The organism is Methanobrevibacter boviskoreani JH1, from assembly GCF_000320505.1.
Lineage (GTDB): Archaea > Methanobacteriota > Methanobacteria > Methanobacteriales > Methanobacteriaceae > Methanarmilla > Methanarmilla boviskoreani.
In genome coordinates, this window is the sequence record NZ_BAGX02000032.1 from 49,259 (window position 1) to 69,322 (window position 20,064).

At 27.3% G+C, this 20,064-nt stretch carries 17 protein-coding genes; 6 read left to right on the forward strand and 11 right to left on the reverse strand.

The genetic code is table 11. From position 1 onward, the window contains the following. The 4 genes from ON24_RS08090 to ON24_RS08105 all read right to left on the reverse strand — a co-directional run bounded on the left by ON24_RS08090 (position 1) and on the right by ON24_RS08105 (position 4,522). Positions 1–951, reverse strand: coding sequence for an oligopeptide/dipeptide ABC transporter ATP-binding protein (locus tag ON24_RS08090; RefSeq protein ID WP_016358082.1), 951 nt, complete (start codon positions 949–951; stop codon positions 1–3). 11 nt (positions 952–962) lie between these two features. Continuing rightward, positions 963–1,820, reverse strand: coding sequence for an ABC transporter permease (locus ON24_RS08095; protein ID WP_016358083.1), 858 nt, complete (start codon positions 1,818–1,820; stop codon positions 963–965). Beyond that, positions 1,807–2,742 carry an ABC transporter permease gene (locus ON24_RS08100; RefSeq protein ID WP_369751283.1) on the reverse strand — a complete coding sequence of 312 codons (936 nt, stop codon included), beginning with the start codon at positions 2,740–2,742 and terminating at the stop codon, positions 1,807–1,809. Before ON24_RS08100 ends, ON24_RS08095 begins: the two co-directional genes overlap by 14 nt. A 166-nt stretch (positions 2,743–2,908) precedes the next feature. Continuing rightward, a complete protein-coding gene (locus tag ON24_RS08105; RefSeq protein WP_040682593.1) occupies positions 2,909–4,522 on the reverse strand; it encodes an ABC transporter substrate-binding protein in 1,614 nt (537 codons plus the stop codon). 521 nt (positions 4,523–5,043) lie between these two features. Between ON24_RS08105 and ON24_RS08110 the strand changes: the two genes are divergently transcribed. Beyond that, positions 5,044–5,562: a GNAT family N-acetyltransferase gene (locus ON24_RS08110; protein ID WP_016358086.1), complete on the forward strand. Its 519-nt coding sequence runs from the start codon at positions 5,044–5,046 to the stop codon at positions 5,560–5,562. A gap of 319 nt (positions 5,563–5,881) precedes the next feature. On the opposite strand, the gene ON24_RS08115 is transcribed toward ON24_RS08110, so the two are convergent. Continuing rightward, positions 5,882–6,517 carry a DUF447 domain-containing protein gene (locus ON24_RS08115; RefSeq protein ID WP_016358087.1) on the reverse strand — a complete coding sequence of 212 codons (636 nt, stop codon included), beginning with the start codon at positions 6,515–6,517 and terminating at the stop codon, positions 5,882–5,884. A 361-nt stretch (positions 6,518–6,878) separates the two neighbouring features. Here ON24_RS08115 and ON24_RS08120 point away from each other — a divergent pair, with 361 nt between their 5' ends. Then, entirely contained in the window at positions 6,879–7,781 is a 903-nt protein-coding gene (locus ON24_RS08120; RefSeq protein WP_016358088.1) for an AEC family transporter, read from the forward strand. 276 nt (positions 7,782–8,057) lie between these two features. After that, complete coding sequence (locus ON24_RS08125) at positions 8,058–9,074, forward strand: SIS domain-containing protein (protein WP_040682594.1); 1,017 nt, start codon at positions 8,058–8,060, stop codon at positions 9,072–9,074. Between the two features lie 459 nt (positions 9,075–9,533). Here ON24_RS08125 and ON24_RS08130 read toward each other — a convergent pair whose 3' ends face one another. The 4 genes from ON24_RS08130 to ON24_RS08145 form a co-directional block, all read right to left on the reverse strand. After that, the gene (locus ON24_RS08130) at positions 9,534–10,058 is read right to left on the reverse strand and encodes an Hsp20/alpha crystallin family protein (protein WP_016358091.1); all 525 of its coding nucleotides are present in this window, start codon (positions 10,056–10,058) and stop codon (positions 9,534–9,536) included. A gap of 384 nt (positions 10,059–10,442) precedes the next feature. Further along, the gene (locus ON24_RS08135; RefSeq protein ID WP_016358092.1) at positions 10,443–11,480 is read right to left on the reverse strand and encodes an NOG1 family protein; all 1,038 of its coding nucleotides are present in this window, start codon (positions 11,478–11,480) and stop codon (positions 10,443–10,445) included. A 63-nt stretch (positions 11,481–11,543) separates the two neighbouring features. Next, positions 11,544–12,107 carry a TIGR00296 family protein gene (locus ON24_RS08140; RefSeq protein ID WP_016358093.1) on the reverse strand — a complete coding sequence of 188 codons (564 nt, stop codon included), beginning with the start codon at positions 12,105–12,107 and terminating at the stop codon, positions 11,544–11,546. A gap of 489 nt (positions 12,108–12,596) precedes the next feature. Next, positions 12,597–13,964 (reverse strand): TldD/PmbA family protein, encoded by a 1,368-nt coding sequence (locus ON24_RS08145; RefSeq protein WP_040682595.1) that lies wholly within the window; start codon positions 13,962–13,964, stop codon positions 12,597–12,599. 1,315 nt (positions 13,965–15,279) lie between these two features. Between ON24_RS08145 and ON24_RS08150 the strand changes: the two genes are divergently transcribed. The 3 genes from ON24_RS08150 to ON24_RS08160 all read left to right on the forward strand — a co-directional run bounded on the left by ON24_RS08150 (position 15,280) and on the right by ON24_RS08160 (position 18,584). Continuing rightward, positions 15,280–15,885: a hypothetical protein gene (locus tag ON24_RS08150; protein WP_040682596.1), complete on the forward strand. Its 606-nt coding sequence runs from the start codon at positions 15,280–15,282 to the stop codon at positions 15,883–15,885. Between the two features lie 195 nt (positions 15,886–16,080). Next, positions 16,081–17,292, forward strand: a complete 1,212-nt coding sequence (locus tag ON24_RS08155; protein WP_016358096.1) for an FAD-dependent oxidoreductase — start codon at positions 16,081–16,083, stop codon at positions 17,290–17,292. A 629-nt stretch (positions 17,293–17,921) separates the two neighbouring features. Continuing rightward, positions 17,922–18,584, forward strand: a complete 663-nt coding sequence (locus tag ON24_RS08160) for a hypothetical protein (RefSeq protein ID WP_040682597.1) — start codon at positions 17,922–17,924, stop codon at positions 18,582–18,584. Here ON24_RS08160 and ON24_RS08165 read toward each other — a convergent pair. Together ON24_RS08165 and pyrI are read right to left on the reverse strand one after the other, a co-directional pair. Continuing rightward, the gene (locus tag ON24_RS08165; RefSeq protein WP_040682598.1) at positions 18,581–19,288 is read right to left on the reverse strand and encodes a M48 family metallopeptidase; all 708 of its coding nucleotides are present in this window, start codon (positions 19,286–19,288) and stop codon (positions 18,581–18,583) included. The genes ON24_RS08160 and ON24_RS08165 overlap by 4 nt on opposite strands. Before the next feature lie 124 nt (positions 19,289–19,412). Further along, the gene (gene pyrI, locus ON24_RS08170) at positions 19,413–19,886 is read right to left on the reverse strand and encodes an aspartate carbamoyltransferase regulatory subunit (RefSeq protein WP_040682599.1); all 474 of its coding nucleotides are present in this window, start codon (positions 19,884–19,886) and stop codon (positions 19,413–19,415) included. Positions 19,887–20,064: the final 178 nt, after the last annotated feature.

Below are 20,064 nucleotides of genomic sequence, written 5' to 3' on the forward strand. Positions count from 1 at the left end.
TTATTCCTCTCCTGTTAGTGGATGATTACATCTTATCATATTACCATTAAGTTCCCTTAATTTTGGAACTTCATTTACACATTCCTCAGTTTTCAAACTGCAATTTTCCTGATATGGGCATCCTTTCGGAATATGCATATATGATGGCTGATGTCCTTTGGTTAGTTTGAAATTGGTTTCAGGTAAAGCGTCAAATAATGCTTTGGTATAGGGATGCATAAGGTTTTCACCATTGTTTTTGAAGTTCTCTGTTCTGGTTATCTCAATTACATATCCGAGATAAATGATAGCTATTCTATCACTAGTTTTTATTGCAGTATTAATGTCATGTGTAATTAGTAGAATACCTGTTCCCTTGTCCTTTAAGTCAATCAAGTTATTAATGGTTTCATTGACAGATTTTTCATCAAGACCTGGTGTTGGTTCATCTGCAATTATGGTGTCTGGATTGTTAAGTAATGCAGTGGATATGAGAACTTTTCTTGCCATTCCTCCTGAAAGTTGGAATGGATACATCTCGTCTACTTCTGGTTTTAAGCCATAATTTTCAAAGATTTTTCTCTGTTTTTCATAAATGGCCTTTTTCTTACTTTCATCTTCAATATTTCCAACTGCTTGGTCTTTAACTCTCATCAAAGGATTTAGATAGTTAACTGATTGTGGAATTAGACATAGGCTCTTTCCTCTAACTGTCTCCTGTAATTGGGGCGTTAAGCTTTCACCTTTATATTTCATCTCTCCTTTAACATTGGCATTAGGAGGCAATATTCCAAGGATTGCATGTGCAAGTAAACTTTTTCCAGAACCGCTGGCTCCAAGAACAGCTAAAATCTCATTTTCATAAATATCTAAACTTAAGTCAGATAAAACCTTTAGTTTTCTCTGTTCTAAACCTTTAAAATATTGGTTAAATGATATTGAAAGATGTCTTACTTCTAATAATTTTTCCATATTCAATCTCCTTATGTCTGTGCACTTTGGGGATTTAATAATTTGTTCACATTCTCACCAATAAGATCAAATAATAATACTAATATTAATAATGATAATCCTGGATAGAATGCTAACCACCAAGCTCCTGTACTTAAATAGTTCATTGATTCTGCAAGGATAATACCAATTGCAGGTTGGTGTGGTGGTAGTCCAAATCCTAAAAATGAAATACTTGCCTCATGCATAATAGCATGTGGGAACATCAATATTACTCCAACAATAATCTGGGATATTATTAGAGGGAAAATATGTTCTTTAGCAATCCATAATTTGGATTTTCCAAATTCCTCAGACAATTTAATATAATCCATTGTTTTTATCTGTTTAATTTCTGCCCTTAATACTCTTGCAAGTGGGGTCCAATGAGTTAGACCTACACCCATGATTACACCGTAGTAACCTCCTCCACAACTAATTGAAATTAGTATGATTAGTAAAATATGTGGAATTGAACCGAATAAATCAATTACTGCAGCTACAAACTCATCTGCAACTTTATTGACACTGGATAAAATGCCTAATATAATTGCTACAACAGTACTTATTAATGCAGCAAAAGCTCCTACTCCAATACTTAGACCTAATCCAAGTAATGTACGTGTAAACATATCTCTGCCCATCCAATCTGTTCCGAATATATGTTCGAAAGATGGTGCTTGGTTAATATTTGCAAAATCTGTTGTTAAACTATTGGGGTCAATTAGGAAATTGCTTAAAAATACACTAATTAGAATTAATGAAGCAATGATTATTATTACAAGGGTTTTAGTTCTGAGGTTTGCATGATAAAGTACCCATGGTCCATTTTGATTTTTATTCCTTCTCAATGTAATCATTCTCCTTAATTCTTGGATCAACAAAGTAATATAATATGTCTGCAATTAAGTTACCTACAAATACAAATATTGCACTAATTAAAACTATACCTAATAGTAATGGTACATCACTTTGAAGTCCTGCCGCTACTGCAGTCTGTCCGATTCCAGGATAGGAAAATACTTGCTCTACAAGAACTGCTCCACCAAACAGTTCACTAAATGATAAGAATTGTAATGTTAATGCAGGAAGTAAGATATTTCTTAATGCCTGTCTTTCAATAAGTTTCCATCCGGATTCTCCTCTTGCTTTTGCAAAAAGAATATAGTCTGATGAAAGAACATTCACCAATTCATTTCTTGTGTATAGTGCTATGGATGCAACTCCAACAAGACTTAATGTTAATGTTGGTAATATTAAACTTGATATCCAATCCCAAATACTCACATCATTACTTAAGGTTCCTATTGGTGTTCCAAGTCCAATTGGGAACCATCCTAATTCTACACCAAATATGATTAAAATCACTAAACCTATCCAAAATGATGGTGCAGACTGTAAAATGTAACAATATACTTTAATGATTTTATCTATCCATGTATCCTTGTTTTTACCTGCAATTACTCCAAGTAGGAATCCGAATATACCGCTAATAAGCCATGATAAAAACATTAATACAATAGATGCCTGGAATTTCTCAAGGATTACATCAATAACAGGTATACGATAAATTAAAGAAGTTCCTAAATTTCCCTGCAATAAGTTTATTAACCAATTCCAAACTTTAACATACATTGGCTGTCCTACGCCCCAATAACTTTCTAATGCGGCTCTTTGAGTGCTACTAACTGGAACATTTTGTAAATATGCATTAACGGGGTCTATAGGAGATAAATCTAATAATATAAAACTAAATATTGCTACTGCAATCATCAATACAATAAAATGGATGGTTTTATTTCGAATAAATTTTATAGTTCGTTTATTCAATATTTATCCTCCTAATTATGAAAAAATTTATAAAATTTTAAAAAAAAAGAAGAAATAATTAAATTTTTAATTTAACTATCAATTATTGAAGTTAATTAAATTAATTTAATTATTTACGTTTCCAATCAACAATATTCGCCATATAATCTTGACCCATAGTAGGTGCTGTACCCATATCTACAGTATTTTTAACAAAATAACAATAATCATAGTCTGCTACCCATAACCATGGAGCATCTGCATTTGGAGCAAATCCACTATTATTATTAATGTAGGCAGCTTTTGACCAGTAACTGTTTGCTTGATCAGGGTTTTGACTTAATGCATCCTCTAAGTATTTATCTACCTCTGAATTGTTATAAGCACCAGGGTTCATATAATCATCTTCACTAAAGTTTGTTTTACTATGGAATTGTTGATATTCTGTTTTATATGGGTTGTCGGATGATTGTTGCATTACTGAACCTTGGCTGTACATATTTTTATATATTGTATCCCAATCAGCACCAGTTAATTCAATGTTGATTCCTAAATCTTTTGCCTGTTCTGCAATAACAGTTGCTAAAGCTTGTCTTGATTGATCCTTAGATGAGTAGTAAACTTTGAAACTTGCATTTACTCCGTTTTTCTCTCTAATGCCATCCCCATTACTATCTTTCCATCCAGCATCTTCAAGAATCTTTTTAGCTTCTTCTGGATTATTGTCCTGTATCTTTCCAATAGGGTTTCCATATTTCTGTGAATCTACACCAGTATATTCTACTTTTGCATGACCTTTGTATACTGATTTAACAATTTCTTCACGGTTAATGCCTACATTTAATGCTTTTCTAATTGCAGGATCTCCAGTTACATTATTACCTACCTGATTACCTCCTTCGGTTTTTAAACCAGTGTCATTGAGGTATGGTAATGCAATACCTTGTGCTCTAGGACTGGAATAATCTACAAGATTGTATCCGTCTACACTTTGATTCAAGCTTGAGAATGGTGCCTGTACGACATCAGCTTTTCCAGATTTAACAAGTTCAAATGCCGTATTCTCCTCAGGGAATAGCATGGTCACTTGTGTAAAGTATGGTTTTTTACCATAATAATTGTCGTTTACTACAAATATTGCTTGTTGGCCTTTATCCCATTGTTTTAATTTATATGGTCCTGAACCAATTGGGTTTGAACCATAGGTTTCATTATTATAACCGTCTGCTTTTACAATACCTACATATCTAAGATCATAGATAAAAGAAGATTGTGGTTTTTTCAATTTAAATTCTACACTTGTATCATTTAAAGCGGTTGCATGATCTAAATTGGACATATCTAATTGTGAATTACTAGATCTTGCTTCGTTGAATGTAAATGCCACATCTTTTGCAGTTAGACTAGTATTATCTGAGAATTTCACATTATCTCTAATATTCACTGTCCAAATCAATTCATCAGAACTTATTTTATAATCGGTTGCTAAATCTCCAGTAAAATTACCGTCTGAACCAGTTTTAAATAAGGTACTTTGTATTAGGGGATTGAAATCTAAATGTCCACATCCCCAACCAGTCAATGGGTTGAATCCTGCTTCAGGCTCACCAGCATGTCCAGGTACAGTCACAACAATATGTGTTGCATTATTGTCACTGGAATTACCAAGATAAGAAGAAGCAGCGATTATAGCTATTACAATGATTATAATTGCTATTATGCCTATCTTAATTTTTTTATCCATTTTTTTCCTCCTTTTACGGGATATTAAAAATTTAGTATTACTCTTATCTTTTGATATATTGTAAAAGTATTACTTTATTTATAATTATTAATATCAATCTTATTTTCTTATTTTTTCTATTTAAACATTTTTGATTTATTTTCTATTGATCTTTAAAATTATTACAAAATCTATGAAATATATTTAAAAAGTATTAATTTTCCTTAAAATTTCTGAAAATTATTACAAAACCAGATTTTTATATTTAAATCAGTATTACTTTTTTTTAAATAATATATTAAAAATTAGAATTTTTTTTTTTTAAAAATTATTATCTGATGGATTTTTTATTCAAAGTTATTACTTTTCAACTTTTTTTAATTAAAAAAGTAATACTCCTTTTGATTTTAGATATTATTACTAAAAAGCCCCTTATTAAAATAAAAGTAATACAAATGTTAAGTATTTATATTACTTTTTACAGAATAGAAAATAGAAGTTGTAATAACTTTTAATCAATTTGTATTATTAGAGGTTTAAGAATGAATATGGATATTCTTGAATTAAATGATGAATTAATTGAGAAATATAATGTGGAAGATTTTTTATTTAAAATGATAAAAATTTCATATCAAATGAATTATGTACCTGAGTATCATTATGATATAATGGATTTGGATAAATATTATATAAATCCCAAAAAAAGTACATTTTTTATTACAATAGATAGAGATACAAATAGACTAGTTGCAACAGCAGCCATAAGGGGATATGATAAAGATTATCATATAAGAAACAAACATTATACACATGAGAATACCGCCAGTATTTACCGTGTTTTTGTAGATCCCGAGTATCGTCGTTGTAAAATTGCAACTAAAATGATTGAAAAAATAGAAAACTTCTGCCTAGAAGAAGGGTATAAGGAAATATATTTACATACACAAAAAGATAGTTGTGGAGCTTTACCTTTTTGGCTAAAAAATCAGTATGTAATCACACAAAAAGTCCCTAATGAATTAGGAACCGTTCACATGGAAAAAACCCTATGCTCAAAATAGTCCTATAATATATACCTTTGAAATAACATTTTCTCTAAAACCTATACATTTTATGTATTAAATTAAAAAATTTAAAAAAATTGTTACCTAATTGAAGATTAAAGTTCATCATAAAAAATCTTAATATTGTATTTTATAACTTTTATTTAATTGGAATTTTATATTCATTCTTCCCTTTTTTGATTTTCTATAATATAAATAATATTCATTTTCTTACTTCTTTTTTTATTCATTTTTTTTTAGATTTTTAAAGACTTTATTTTTTGTTATAGACTATAAATTCTGTCATTTTTTAATTTTTGAGTTTTTTTATAATATGCTATAAATCATATCCCATATCTTTTAACTGGTTTTTAAGTATCTCTATAGACTTTTTATCTTCAGAAGTACCTACCTTTTTTATAACCCTTTCATCTTCACGGAATCTTTCTAGATAATATTCTTTCATATTGTCATTAACTATGTCGATACGTGTGTAGTTTACAAGGGATTCAATTAACATATAAAATCCGCGATTTGCAATTTTGGGACATTTCTTATTTAGAACAATATCATAAACCTCTGCTTTAATAACTAATGACATGGAATCAGAATTAACAGGATCATTCTTTTTACGTGCTTCTTTTAATGTTTTAACCTTACATTTAAGATATGCATCACAGTCCTTCAATATCGGAACTTGATCATCTGTAAAATACTCCTTTGGAAGATTACCTATGGTGGCTAAAGTGAAAATCACCGGATTGCTTGTAATATTTACAATAAACTCCTTCTGATTTGAAATATTTTGGGCTGTATGGCTTGTTTTGAATATTCTGCACATAACCTCCTTTTCACTATATGCAATTGTACCTATTGGTGCTGCATTCTTCTTGCCATCTGGGGATATGGTTGTTATTATCGTTTCATATTGGCTTCCCTTTTCCATTCCAACTCTTTTAATGTTAACAGTCATATTATTCACAGTATTTTTTTAAATTTATATTAAATATTTAATTCTTAAAAGTTTTAATCTTTTTTATTTAATCCGGAACTTTAACAATTATTATTTATAATTTAAATAATACATTTTAAAAATACTTTGGAAAGTAATTCCCTTTTAAAAAATTTGATATTTAAAGTAATGCTACCTTTAAATTATAGTTTTTATATAGTATAATATTAAGGATATTAACCTTATCTTTCAAATTCTTTTAAGGATTGAAGGTGTTTATTTTTTAATGGAGATTATCATTTATTCTTTATATGTTTATTCAATAAGTATATATGATTATTTTAAAACTTGAATCGTTTTTATTTTTATAATGAGGCTTTTAATGGATATAATTTCAACCTTTTTAACAATTTTTGTAATATTATTAATAGGATTTATAGCTAAGCGCTCTGATTTTATAAGTGAAAGTGAAGGCGTTACCATTAATAAGGTGGTTGTTAATTTAGCAATGCCATGTCTTGTTTTTAATTCATTGTATTCTGAGAATATGTCTCTTTTACCAGTACTGGGTAAATTTCCAATTGTTGGTTTTATCACTGCTTTTATATGTTTTATAATTTCATATTATATCTTAACATTGATGGATTTACCAGACAAGCAGAAATGGGCAATAATATCTGTTGTTATTATGGGAAATACTGGTTTCGTAGGTTTTCCTGTTATTAGTGGTGTTTTTGGTTCAAGCGGTCTATTAAGGGCAATTTTTTTTAATATTACTGATGTTTTAATGATGGTTGTTGTTTATTTAATGTTTGTAATTAAGTTTGGCGGATCATATGGGAAAGCTATTGAAAGGATTATCAGGTTTCCAGTTTTATGGGCTTTAATTATAGGGGTTGTGTTTTCATTTTATAACGTTTCAATAGGCCCTGTCCTATCAAATGTTATTAAGTACTTGGCAGACATGACAATACCATTAATTATTTTGTCATTAGGTTTATCAATGAAATTTGATAATATAAGGGATAAGATAGGTTTAACATTAACAGGTACCGTATTAAAATTGTTTTTATATCCATTTATAGCATTTTTTATCATAAAGCTACTTGGATTAACAGGTTTTAATAGTACAATTGCTCTTGTAGAATCTGCCATGCCTTCTGCAATGTTGGCTATTTCATATGTTATGGAATTTAAATTAGACACTGAGCTAACATCAAGTATCATTGTTTTGGATACTTTAATATCTTTAGTAACTCTTCCTATTTTAATATCCCTTATTTAAATTTCTTTTTTTTTACTTGGTTTTTATTTTGAATTGAGGTTTATTTATTTAACTAAATCTTAAAACTTTTTTTATAAAATAAATTCCTATTTAAATATTAGATAAATTAATCTTGTAATTTTTATAAACTATTTATATTATTAAAGACAAATTAAATATAATCTATAAAAATATTTAGTATGTTTATTATTGGTTAGAGATTATTACCTATAATATATTACGAATTATTAAAATTTTTTTCATTTATTATTATTTATAATTAATTTTGGGGATATAATGGCTTACAAAATGTATGATGAAATAATGGAACAACCAGGAGCCTTAAGAAAAACTTTTGACTCAGAGAAAACTTTAATGGATGAAGTTTCATCAATAATTTTAGAGAAGGATAATATATATTTAGTTGGTTGTGGAAGTTCCATCTCAACATGTTATTCTGTTAGAGATGCTTTAGAGATGGTTTCAACATTAAGTGTTCGAGTTTTTACAGGATTTGAATTTTATTATAATAAGAAATTGATTAAAGATGAGAATTCTATAGTTATCTTAACTTCACAATCTGGGGAAACTGGTGATACTCTATCATCACTTAGAAGGGCAAAGGAATATGGTATTGATACTGTAGCTATTTCAAATGAACCTGGAAGTTCAATGATTAAAGAGGCAGATTATTCTATTATTACAAGAGGGAATCGTGAAACAGCTATTCTTGGAACTAAAACATATGTTACCCAATTGGCTGCATTGTATTATATATTGTTTAAAGCTTCAGATTATGAAAATAAAGATGAACTATTATCCCAATTATTAGATATTCCTGATTTGATTGAAAGACTTATTAAAGAAACTGAAGAGGATAATAAAGCTTTGGCCGAGGAATATAAAGATGAGGATTTATTCTATTGTCTAGGAAGCGGTCCAAACTTTGGTCTTTCATATAAACTAGCCATGACAATGTTTATGGAAGGAGCTATTAAACATGCATGTCCTGTTTATGCTGCTGAATTTAGACATGGTCTTATAGAAAGAGCAGAGAAAGATGTTCCAGTTGTATTTTTAGATTCTGATTTTGAATCAGATGTAATTACTAAAAAAGCTATTGGATATTCTAAGAATCTTGAGATGAAAATAATCTTGTATAATCTATCTGACTATGTTGATGATGATTTTGATAAATTGTTATCTCCATTTGCATTTATTGTACCACTTGAATGGTTTATCTATTATTTAGCTCACTTCAATGGTGAAGATCCAGGTAGTACAAGACATATTGGAAAGGTTAGATCTGATTAAATATTTTTATTTTTATTTAACTGTTTCTTCTACTTATTTTAACAATTTTTATTTAATTTTTTGTTTTTCTGATTTTAGGTTTTAGCTATTTTTATTTAATTTTTTATTTTTCTGATTTTAGGTTTTAACTATGATTTATTGCTTTATTAAAAAGATTATTCTATTTATTGATTTTTAAAATAAGATTAATCGATATTACTTTATTATAAAAGATTATTTTTATTTATCGGGTTTTTAAAATAGGCTTAGTAAATTAATGATAATTAAAATTAAAAAATTATTTAATTATTAATTTTATAAAAATACGCTAATTGGTTAAGATGATATAAAAATTATAAAAATCATTTAATTTTTAAAATGGTTGAAAATAGTAATGTAGGTTTAAAAATCAATTGAATACTATTGAAATATTCAATGTGTTTATAAAAAAGTAAAAAAAGATTTGAATAATTAATTTAATTATTCAACAGTTACATTGTAAGTTTTTGGTTTACGTTTAGGAATAGTTACAGTTACAGTACCATTATCATATTCAGCGGTAGATTTTTTAGATGCTACCCTTTCAGGTAATTTGACTATTCTTTTTGCAAAACCAGCAGTTCTGCCTTTAACTAAAAATTTAAGTTCTTTTTCTGGCTTTACATTTTCATCTTTTTCGGAATCTGATTCTTCAGTTTCCTCTACTTGCGGATTAATAATGCTATTTATCTCATCCTTAAATGATTCAAATTCACAAGTGATTATGACACTTTGATCTTCAATTTCAATATTGACTGTGTCTTTAGGAGCTCCAGGAATGTCTGCTCTTAGGTAATAATTCTCATCATCTTCAAGTAAATCTACACTAATTTTGGTTGGTAATGTATCCCTATAATCATTAATCATATCTTCTAAACTTTTACTTGCAGATTTAATACTAATTACAAAGTCGTCTGCAGCTTTTTGAGCTTTTTCTTTACCGTCGGAAAAATCACTTCTGTCCATAGTTTTGTCTCCTATATTTTTTAAAGGGAAATTTATATAACATTTATAGATATATTTATCTTGTTTATAAATTTTTTCGAAAACTTATACTTTTTTTAGATTTTGATTAATCTATTCTATTTTTATAAATAGGATAATTTTTTTTAAATTGTTTTTAGATTGTTTATTCAATCAATTAATGATTATTATATTAAAAAGAGTTAATATTAAAAGATTTTTTTAAAAAATTAAGAAATATTTTTCAATTAATCATCATTTAATAAAGTATTTCAAAACTTAAAATAGATATTCTAAGGAGAATTATGAAATAATATTGATATTAATGTATCTAAGTAAGATGCTTAAAAGTTAAAAAAAGTCGTTTTTAAAAGTTAAAAGATAGTATTAGTAGTAATCATCATCATCTGGATATTTACTACGTGGAATTTTTTCAATACTATCAAATTTTGTAAGTATTTCATCTATACCATTACCTTCATATGCAGATATGATTAAAGGGTTTTCTGTTTTTTCAATGAATTGATTAATATATTCGTAGTTTTCACCTTTCTTATCATATTCTGTAAGGTCTATTTTATTAAACAGTGGTATGAATGGTATATCAAAAATATTCTGGATTTCACAGAATAGATTATATTGATTTTCAAGATAATAACCACAGGTTTCAGATGCATCGAAAATAAATAAAATGGTATCTGCCAAATCCTCGAGTGCTACAATTGCATTTAATTCAATGTCATTCATATCTCCAATAGGTCTGTCAAGTAAACCTGGAGTATCAATAATCTGAATATCCTGCCAATGTCTTTCAATATGACCAATCTGAATACCTTTGGTTGTAAATGGATAGTTTGCAACTTCAGGTTCTGCATCTGTTAACTGTCTAAGTAATGTTGATTTACCTACATTTGGAAAACCTGCAATTACAACTGTTGTAGCCTCAAAGTTAACTGTAGGCATATTTCTAAGTCTATTTTTAGCAAAGTCTAGAAAATCAAGATCTTTTGAAATCTTTTTTACAACAGATGATATTCTTCCATAAGCTTGTTTACGTAAAGTATTTGCTCTTTCAGGAGCTGATTTTCTAATCCTGTTTCTATATTCATCTTCTAATTGGGATATAATACCATATGCCCAATTTATACCTCCAAGTGCTTGTTTTAAATCATCCACACCTACGGTAATATCTATATAGTCCTGATAGAACTCAGGTAACTCTTCAATTTCAGGAGTTCTGTCTATTATCATTTTAAGTTTAGCTTCAATTACTTGACATGCAGTGGTTACTCTTACTTCCTCAATTCTTTTCCCTTTGATACGTTTAGGTATTTTTTCAGACCTTTTCATATCAGCTGCCTTTTTTCCTCTGCTAAAACCTTTGTCTAACAGTTCCTCAACTGTTGGTATTGTTGGTATCATCATATTATCACATAAAAATAATTAAAATAAATTAAAATGGTAGAATCTAAAATAAGCATGTGAATTCTATTCCTCATCAAATATTTGACCCTGGAATTTATATAGTTTTATCTCATCACTTCTCCAAGCATTAGGTGAAAGTCCTGCCTTAAGACAGGTATGTGATAGAAATTCATCCTCATCCATATTATTTTCTGTAGCTACTTGTGGAAGTAATAAACCTCTGTTAAACCCTTGTTCAACAATTAAACCATCTTCACCAATATTAATATTATCTAAATATTTTTCTTTTGGTACATCAATAAGTTGTGGCTTTGTTAAAACTGTTAATTCTATTTTAATACTTTCAAGTTCATCTTCAGTTACAATAGGGAATCTGTAATCAGAAACGGCAGCAGATATTGCAGAATTAATGGTAGCTTCAATAAGTGGTAAAACTGGTTCAGGATAACCAATACATCCTCTGAGTTTGCTGTTTTTATTTAAAGTTACAAATACTCCTAAATTTTCATATAAATTTTCTGGACAGGTTTCTGGAACTTTAATTTTTATCCTATTATTTAAGTATATCTCAATTGCCTCTCTTGCAACATCAATAAGATATTGACCATCTTCTTCAGTTAATACCATTTTATCACCTAAATTTTATTTTAAGTATTTAATGAACTTTAATGTATTAAGAATTTAATAATCATTACTTATATTTTTCTTAAATAATTTTAAAATAATTAATTAAAAATCAGTTTATAAAATTATTATAATAAATTATGTTTTCATTATTAAAAAATTTTTACTTAATTATTATTTAATTATAATATTATAACATATAAAAAAGTATTATTCTTTTAATAGAATCTTAAAAAAATTATTCTCTTTTAAAAAATAGTATAATAATTATATTAAAAGTTAATATAATTATTTTTCTTTATTTATAAAAATGGATATCTGATTTAATCGTTTGAATTTAAATTATGATGTTTTTCACATAAAACAGATATTTAATCTGGTCTTAGATTTTAAATTCAAACTATAATATTTTTCACATAAAACAGATATTTAATCTGGTCTTAGATTTTAAATTCAAACTATAATATTTTTCACATAAAACAGATGTTTGATCTAGTTACTTCCACCTACAATGGCATTTTGAATTCTTGTATGTGGTCCTCCATCACCTACAGGAGCTATTTGTCCATCTTTACCACAGAATCCAACACTGGTTTTAAAGTCAGAACCTAATCCGTCAATATGTTTAAGGGTTTCAAGTATATTACCACTTAATGAAACATCACGTAATGGTGTGGTTAGCTCACCATTTTCAATTTTGAATGCCTCACTTGCATTGAATTGGAATATTCCTTTACCAGTATCTACTTGTCCGCCTCTTGAACCTTTAAGGTAAATTCCGTCTCTGATATCCTCTATAAGTTCATCGAAACTCATATCTCCAGGTTCAAGATAAGTGTTACTCATTCTTACAATAGGTTGGTCTGATATGGCAGATCTCGCATTTCCTGATGATTTCATACCTAATTTTCCTGCAGATTCCCTTGAGGATAAAAGGGAAACCAATTTACCATTCTCAACTACATGGTTTTTAAAGGTTTTAACTCCCTCTGTGTCATATTCATAATGACCAAAGGCATCCATTGTAGGGTCATCATAAATATTTACAATATCAGATCCTATTTGCTGATTCATCTTATCTTTTAAGATTGAATCATCCTGAAGTATTAAATCAGATTCAATTGCATGACCTAATGCCTCATGAATCATAACTCCAGTTAATGTATTGTCTGTAACAATTGGAAATTGTCCTGATGGAGCAGCTTCTGCTTTTAACAATCTTTTTGCAGTTTCAGCAACATTTCTTCCAAATGATTCAATATCGGTGTCTTTTATAACCTCATATCCTTTAGCGCCACCAACACTGTCATGTCCTATTTGGATGAGTTCCCCATTACTTGCAATAACGTTTAACCACATGCCTACTCTTGTCTGATCTGTTATAATATTGGTTCCTTCACTGTTTAGAAAGACATTCTGGCTTTCACTGTCTGAATAGTTAATTCCGATACTTATAACATCATCGAGGCTTGCTGCTTTATTTGCATCCTTAATTGTTTCAATCTTTTCATCAATGCTTACTGATGATACCGGTATTTTCCTTGGAGTTTTGATTTTATCATTAATTACATCTGCATCGGCAAGTTCCACATCACTCTTTAAACTGTTTGATATCTTAATTGCAGTTTTGGATACCTCTTCAATTTTTGATAAATCATTGGTAAATGCAAATCCCCATGCACCATTTTTTAGAACCCTGACTCTAGCTCCATTTGTTATTCCAGTATTAATTTCCTGAATTTTATTATCTTTCATAACGATATTAGTACCGTTTCCACTACCTGCTCTAATATCTACATAATCTACTTCTTTTTCGATTTTTGTTATGAGTTGTTCTAATTGATCTAAATCATATTCCATAATAAAACCTGAATATTTTTTTTAAAATAAATTATAATAATATAATATATTATATATGATTATTTATATTAAGTATTTCAAATTTAGTAAACTTTCTTATAAAGTTCGATTTTAATAATTTTATATTTTATAAATTTAAAATTTAGTAATTTTTTTAAAGTTTAGTTTTAATAATTTTATATTTTATTGATCTAGGATTCGGTAAATTTTATTTTTAACTTCAATTTTAGTATACTTGATCCTTGGCTTAAACTTTATAAATTCCATAATTATAATTTCAATTTTTATAGATTTTCTTTTGACCTTTTTTTTAGTAAAATTTATATTATAAAAATTACTTAAATTTACACTCGAAGTAATAAATTTTTTACAGTTTTTTTTGAGAATATCATTATTTTTATTGTTATAAGTTATAATTATTTTCAATTTTTTAAAAAGGATTTAGATTTGCTTATTTTTGGATAATAAGCCTGATTTGTCTTAAATTGATTTTAGTTTATATTAGAACTAATCTTTTTAAATTTAAAACTAATCTTTTTAATGAGATTTAATTTATAAAACTAATTATTATTAAGACTCTTTATTAATACTTGATAAATTATTATTTTTAAAATAATTCAGATATTTTTATTCAATTTTGATGGAATTAGGTTAAATTTATTTAAAATTGATTTTAACTTTTATAAAATGGTCTTTCTTTTTTAAATATCAATTGATTTATTCTTTTTTAGATTAAATAATTAATATATAATTATTCTTTCTTTATTAACCTATAATTTACTTAGTATAGATTAAACTATCTATTTTTCATTGATTTTGATTTTTGTTTTATATTTTTTTCTAAATTTTATTTTAATTAGTGCTTAAATAATCTTTTTTTTATTAATAGATTAAAAACTAATTTTATCTAAAATAATACCATGTTATTTATTGTTATTTGATATAAAAGTCCCTTAAACCTTTCTTTATTTTTTATTTTAAACTCATTTTAACCGTATTTTTACCTCATTTTTCAAAACTTTTAAATATAATAATTGATAATTTTATTTTTAATGAAATGATATTTAATAGAAATTTTAAGAACTTATAACTTATAACTATAAATTCTAATAATGAATTATGGCTAGTTTTATTAAAAAACTTTAAAAAATAATTTTATAATTAAGGGGAATTTTTGACGGAAAATATTATTAAAAAATCATCTTAAGCTTTAATAGAAAATGTGTAAAAAAATATTTCATGATGATTAATAGGGATTTTAAGCCAATTCATTTTTAGGATTTGATTATTTAATTTTCTTATGGGGTAAGATATTATGGAAAATGATAAATTTATGTTAATCACAATCTTTTTAATTGTTTTATCAGGAGTTGTATGTACAGCAGCTGTTTATGCTACTGTAAATGATTCCAGTTCAGAGATTAATGGATCTGATAATTCATCGTCGGTTCTTGAAAATCAAACTGATAATTTAACTATTAATAACACTACTGTGGAAAACAACACTAACATTTCAGAAAATGGTTCTGCTACTAATGTTACCACTATAACTGTAACAATGAAACCTAGTGTTGATACCGGTTTAGATTATAAAAGTTATACAAGAACCTGGGTAAATTATTGTCCATTCTGTCATAAATTTGGTACATTATCAGATACCCCAAAAGATACTTCAAGATCCAACACTGTTCCTGAAGGTGAAATCACCTGTGATATGGCGAAAGGTGGTTGTGATGCAGATTTTGATGGAGTAAGTGGAAAGGATAAATTATGGAGAGATGTATATCTAACTCCTGCTGATGGTTTCCAAATTGTTACCTTTGACAATGGTTCAACTGCTTTAGTTAATAATGGTTCAACCCAAAAACAAAATATTAGAAATGCTCAAATCTCTATATTAAATCAATTAAATGCAGAATAATTTAATTATTTAATATTTCTCAAATCTTCATTTCTAAAATTTTCCTTGTAATTATTTTTTTAACTTTTTTATCTAATTAAATAGATTTATATATCTAAAGATTTATAACAATAGTTATATATTTAAGTAATATATACCTTAAAACTTAAATGTATAATAGATAATAAAATAATCAATCTCATATGGAGTGATAATATGGTAATAGTTGTTGGTTCAGGTGCTGGAGGAGGACTTTTATCAGCTGAACTTGCAAAAGCAAATATACCTGTAACAATAGTGGAGAAAGGTCCATTAGTTGATAGTAAGGATGCATTTAATTACTATAATAAAGCTATTGACGGTGTTGACCTACTTCAGACTACTTGTGTTGGGGGAAATACGATTGTCTCCGCAGGTAATGGGGTGAAATCCTCAGAGGATATATTTAAAGAATATGGTATAGATATATCTAAGGAATTGGATGAGGTTGTGGAAAAACTTAACATTCATGAATTGGATGATTCCCACATGGGTCGTGGAACTAAACTGTTTATGGATTCTGCAGAGGAATTAGGATTGAATCCAGTTAAAATGCCTAAATTTATTGATGAAAAGAAATGTATACAATGTGGTAGATGTGCATATGGATGTCCCAATAATGCTAAATGGACTGCTGTAGATTTTGTTAAGGAAGCAGTCGATAATGGTGCAAAACTATTAACCAATTCACCTGTAACCGATATTGTCGTTGAAGGCGGAAAGGTTAAATCCATTGTAATTACTAAGGATGACGGTTCTAAAGAGACCTTGGAGGATGATTTAATTATACTATGTGCAGGTGCTGTAACCGATGCACGTTTACTTTTAAAATTAGGCATTCCTGCAGGTAAACATTTTATAACTGATCCATTTGTAACCGTTGGAGCTGTTGTTCGTGATATTGGATTTAATACTGAGGTTTCCATGAATGCACTTGTTGAAGGTGAACACTTTATTTTAGCTCCACATTACTCATCTAAGTATCTTGATTCAAGAGTAAATGATAAGGATTTAAAACCTGAAGATATTTTAAGTATTATGGTTAAAATTGGTGATGAAGGTCTTGGATATGTTAGTGAGGACGAAGTTGTAAAATATAACTCTATTCGTGATGTCCAATATCTTGCAGAAGGTGCTGCAACTGCTGGTGCTATTTTACAAAATGCAGGTGCAGAATCTGTTTTTGTATCTACTGTATTTAGAAGTGCCCATCCAGGAGGTACAACTCCAGTAGGTGAAATTGTTGATTCAAATCTTGAAACTGATGTTGATGGTCTTTATGTTTGTGATGGATCCGTATTTCCTAAAGCTCCAGGTTGTCCACCGATTGTGGCTATCTTAGCTTTATCATTAAGACTCTCAAAATATTTAATTGAAAATTTAAATTAATTCTTTCATTTATTTTTTCAATTCTTTTTATCATTTTAATGATTAGATTCTAATTTTGGATAAATTTTCATTGTCTTTATATTGAATTCATCTTCTTTTATCTTAATGTTCTATGGATAAATTATAATTTAATGATGGACATTTTTTAATATTTTAACATGATGTAACTATATTATTTTAAACTTTTAGTGCATCTATACATAATCATTTTATACAAGTTCTGTTTTTAAAATTGTAATTTGGGATTATTCTATAATTTTCTATAATTATATTTCTTGAATCTGGAATCCCTTTTTTTATTTATTTTATCTATTTTACTTTATTTTTTATTTTAGATATCAAGTTATAATTCTATTTATTAGATTCAATAATCTATTTTTTTATTTATCTAATTTATTTATTTTATTCGTTTTCATTTGTTTTTTATTTCAATTATTAAATTATGGTTATAGATTTAATATTCATCTATAAATTATTGTTTTAATGAAATATATTATATTTTTTATCTTTTTATTAAATTAACAATTTAAATACTATATGTATTCACAATATTCAATATATTCATTATATAAGATTTATATATTTTATAATATAAAATATATTTTAATTATTATGGTGAAGGTGGGTATATGGAAAGAACTACAATTTCATTACCTGTTGAGGTTAAAAAAAGATTATTAAACTACGGGAATATGAACGATTCTTATAGTGATGTCATTGTCAAATTAATGGATAGCTATGATGAGAGTCATAAAGATCAAAGCATTGTAGAAAATAATACATTAGAGAATAATCCTCTTGTAAATGATGAACTTATAAATGCACTTAAGCAGGAGATAAAAAGTGAGATAATTCAAGAAAACAGTATGGAAAATCCAAAAACGAATAGGGGAAAAAAATCCACTAGGAAAAATAAATCAAAGAAGGCTAAAGATAAAGGTGAAAATAAATCTAAAGAGAATATAAAATCAAAAGGTAATAAGTCTAGTAATGTGGATGATAATAAAGACAGTATTGATGGGGAAGACACTAAAAATAAAAATTCAGACAATACAAAAGAGGATGGAAACAGTAATAGGAATTATAAAAGCAGTAAAAACTCAAACAGTAAAGTAAATAATAAAGATAAGAACAGAAAAGGTAAAGATTCAAACAATACAAAAGAGAATAATAAAAACAATAAAAACAGTGATAATGATAAGGAAGATGGGGATAAAAATAATTCAAGGCCACGTTCTGCAATAGAAACGGAAATTGAGGAATTAGAAAAGTTATATCATATTAAGATTTAATTTTTATTATTCAATTTCTTTTTAAGCTCTTTCCAATTGGGACAGAATATATCCATATACTCCTTAAATTCCTTTCCATGGTTTGGTACGTATAAATGTGTTAATTCATGGATAGTGACATATTCCAAACAGTCCATAGGTTTTTTAGCAAGTTGGAGATTTAACCAGATACGTTTGTCCCGTGTATTGCATGTTCCCCAGCGGGTCTTCATGTTTTTAACTCTCCACTCGTTAGGTCTTTTACCTACAACATTAACACATTTTTCTAGAACTTCCGGAATTTTATTTTTAATCTCTTTTCTATAGAATTCGTTCATTGCCTTTTCACGTTTTTCAAAACTATTGTTTTCACTATTTATAGGTAAATATATGTTATCATCTTCAATAAAGACCTCTTTATTTTTACTAGTCCTTTTAATTATTTTTAGTGTGTAGGTTTTTCCCCAAAGGTAATGTTTTTCACCATCTATGTATTTTAATTCCTGTTTTTTGGATTTTTCAGAATTAATAATTGTTTGTTTCTGTTTTTCTTTAATCCAATCTATTTTAGATTCGGCAAATTGGATAATTTTCTCACGTGATATGGAGTGAGGGGCAGATATTTTAACTTGTCCTTTCGGTGGAACTACACGTAGATACATATTTTTAATTTTCTTTTTTTCCACAGTAATTATAACGTCATTGACTTTGATTGTATATGTCATTGTATACCCTCAATATTAAATAATTAAAATTAATTTAAAAGGTAATTAGGTATTAATAAAATAGTTTTATCTTATTTTTGAAAAAATTAAAAATATAATAATAAAAAAGTGTTTAAAAAAAAGTTTAGTTTTGGAATTGAAGATCAATATCCTTTGATTTAATTATTCTCTCACAGTATTTACATCTTAATTCTGCAGGGGATTTATTAATTACTGTAAATTTTGATTGAATTGGTTCAAATTGTTCATTGGATATACATTTCGGATTAGTACATTTGATTATACCAGTTAATTCTTTATTTAGTTGAACTTTTTCCTTTTGAACAATTCCATAATCTCTTACAATATTAATTGTTGCATCAGGTGCAATAAGTGCAATTTGATCTACTTCATGAGTATTTAATTCACGATTTTCAATTTTTAAAATGTCTTTTCTTCCCATTTCATGGGATGAAACATTCATTGCAACAGTTAAATCTTTTGCTTCTTCACTTGGAAGACCTAAAATGTTTAATACATATAGTGATTTATTTGCAGTAATATGATCTATTACTGTACCATTTTTAATTGGTTTTATTTTTAAATCAGGTTCTTTCATTTTAAACTCTCAATATTTTTTTTAAATATAAATTGAATATTTGAAAATCAAATAAAATATTCTAAAGTTAATATTTAATTTATTTCTATTAGTTTTTTAATTTTTTCATAACCATTTAATAGTAAATATTTTTCACTTTAAAAAGTTTTTTTAAAAATAGCTTAAATGGTAAATATGA

Bases quoted from the DNA above. Each gene is read 5' to 3' on its own strand.
- ON24_RS08100 (WP_369751283.1), bottom strand. From the start codon at position 2,742: ATGATTGCAGTAGCAATATTTAGTTTTATATTATTAGATTTATCTCCT.
- ON24_RS08090 (WP_016358082.1), bottom strand. From the start codon at position 951: ATGGAAAAATTATTAGAAGTAAGACATCTTTCAATATCATTTAACCAA.
- ON24_RS08155 (WP_016358096.1), top strand. From the start codon at position 16,081: ATGGTAATAGTTGTTGGTTCAGGTGCTGGAGGAGGACTTTTATCAGCT.
- ON24_RS08130 (WP_016358091.1), bottom strand. From the start codon at position 10,058: ATGGACAGAAGTGATTTTTCCGACGGTAAAGAAAAAGCTCAAAAAGCT.
- ON24_RS08110 (WP_016358086.1), top strand. From the start codon at position 5,044: ATGAATATGGATATTCTTGAATTAAATGATGAATTAATTGAGAAATAT.
- ON24_RS08145 (WP_040682595.1), bottom strand. From the start codon at position 13,964: ATGGAATATGATTTAGATCAATTAGAACAACTCATAACAAAAATCGAA.
- ON24_RS08150 (WP_040682596.1), top strand. From the start codon at position 15,280: ATGGAAAATGATAAATTTATGTTAATCACAATCTTTTTAATTGTTTTA.
- ON24_RS08135 (WP_016358092.1), bottom strand. From the start codon at position 11,480: ATGATGATACCAACAATACCAACAGTTGAGGAACTGTTAGACAAAGGT.
- ON24_RS08120 (WP_016358088.1), top strand. From the start codon at position 6,879: ATGGATATAATTTCAACCTTTTTAACAATTTTTGTAATATTATTAATA.
- ON24_RS08105 (WP_040682593.1), bottom strand. From the start codon at position 4,522: ATGGATAAAAAAATTAAGATAGGCATAATAGCAATTATAATCATTGTA.
- ON24_RS08165 (WP_040682598.1), bottom strand. From the start codon at position 19,288: ATGACATATACAATCAAAGTCAATGACGTTATAATTACTGTGGAAAAA.
- ON24_RS08125 (WP_040682594.1), top strand. From the start codon at position 8,058: ATGGCTTACAAAATGTATGATGAAATAATGGAACAACCAGGAGCCTTA.
- pyrI (WP_040682599.1), bottom strand. From the start codon at position 19,886: ATGAAAGAACCTGATTTAAAAATAAAACCAATTAAAAATGGTACAGTA.
- ON24_RS08115 (WP_016358087.1), bottom strand. From the start codon at position 6,517: ATGACTGTTAACATTAAAAGAGTTGGAATGGAAAAGGGAAGCCAATAT.
- ON24_RS08140 (WP_016358093.1), bottom strand. From the start codon at position 12,107: ATGGTATTAACTGAAGAAGATGGTCAATATCTTATTGATGTTGCAAGA.
- ON24_RS08160 (WP_040682597.1), top strand. From the start codon at position 17,922: ATGGAAAGAACTACAATTTCATTACCTGTTGAGGTTAAAAAAAGATTA.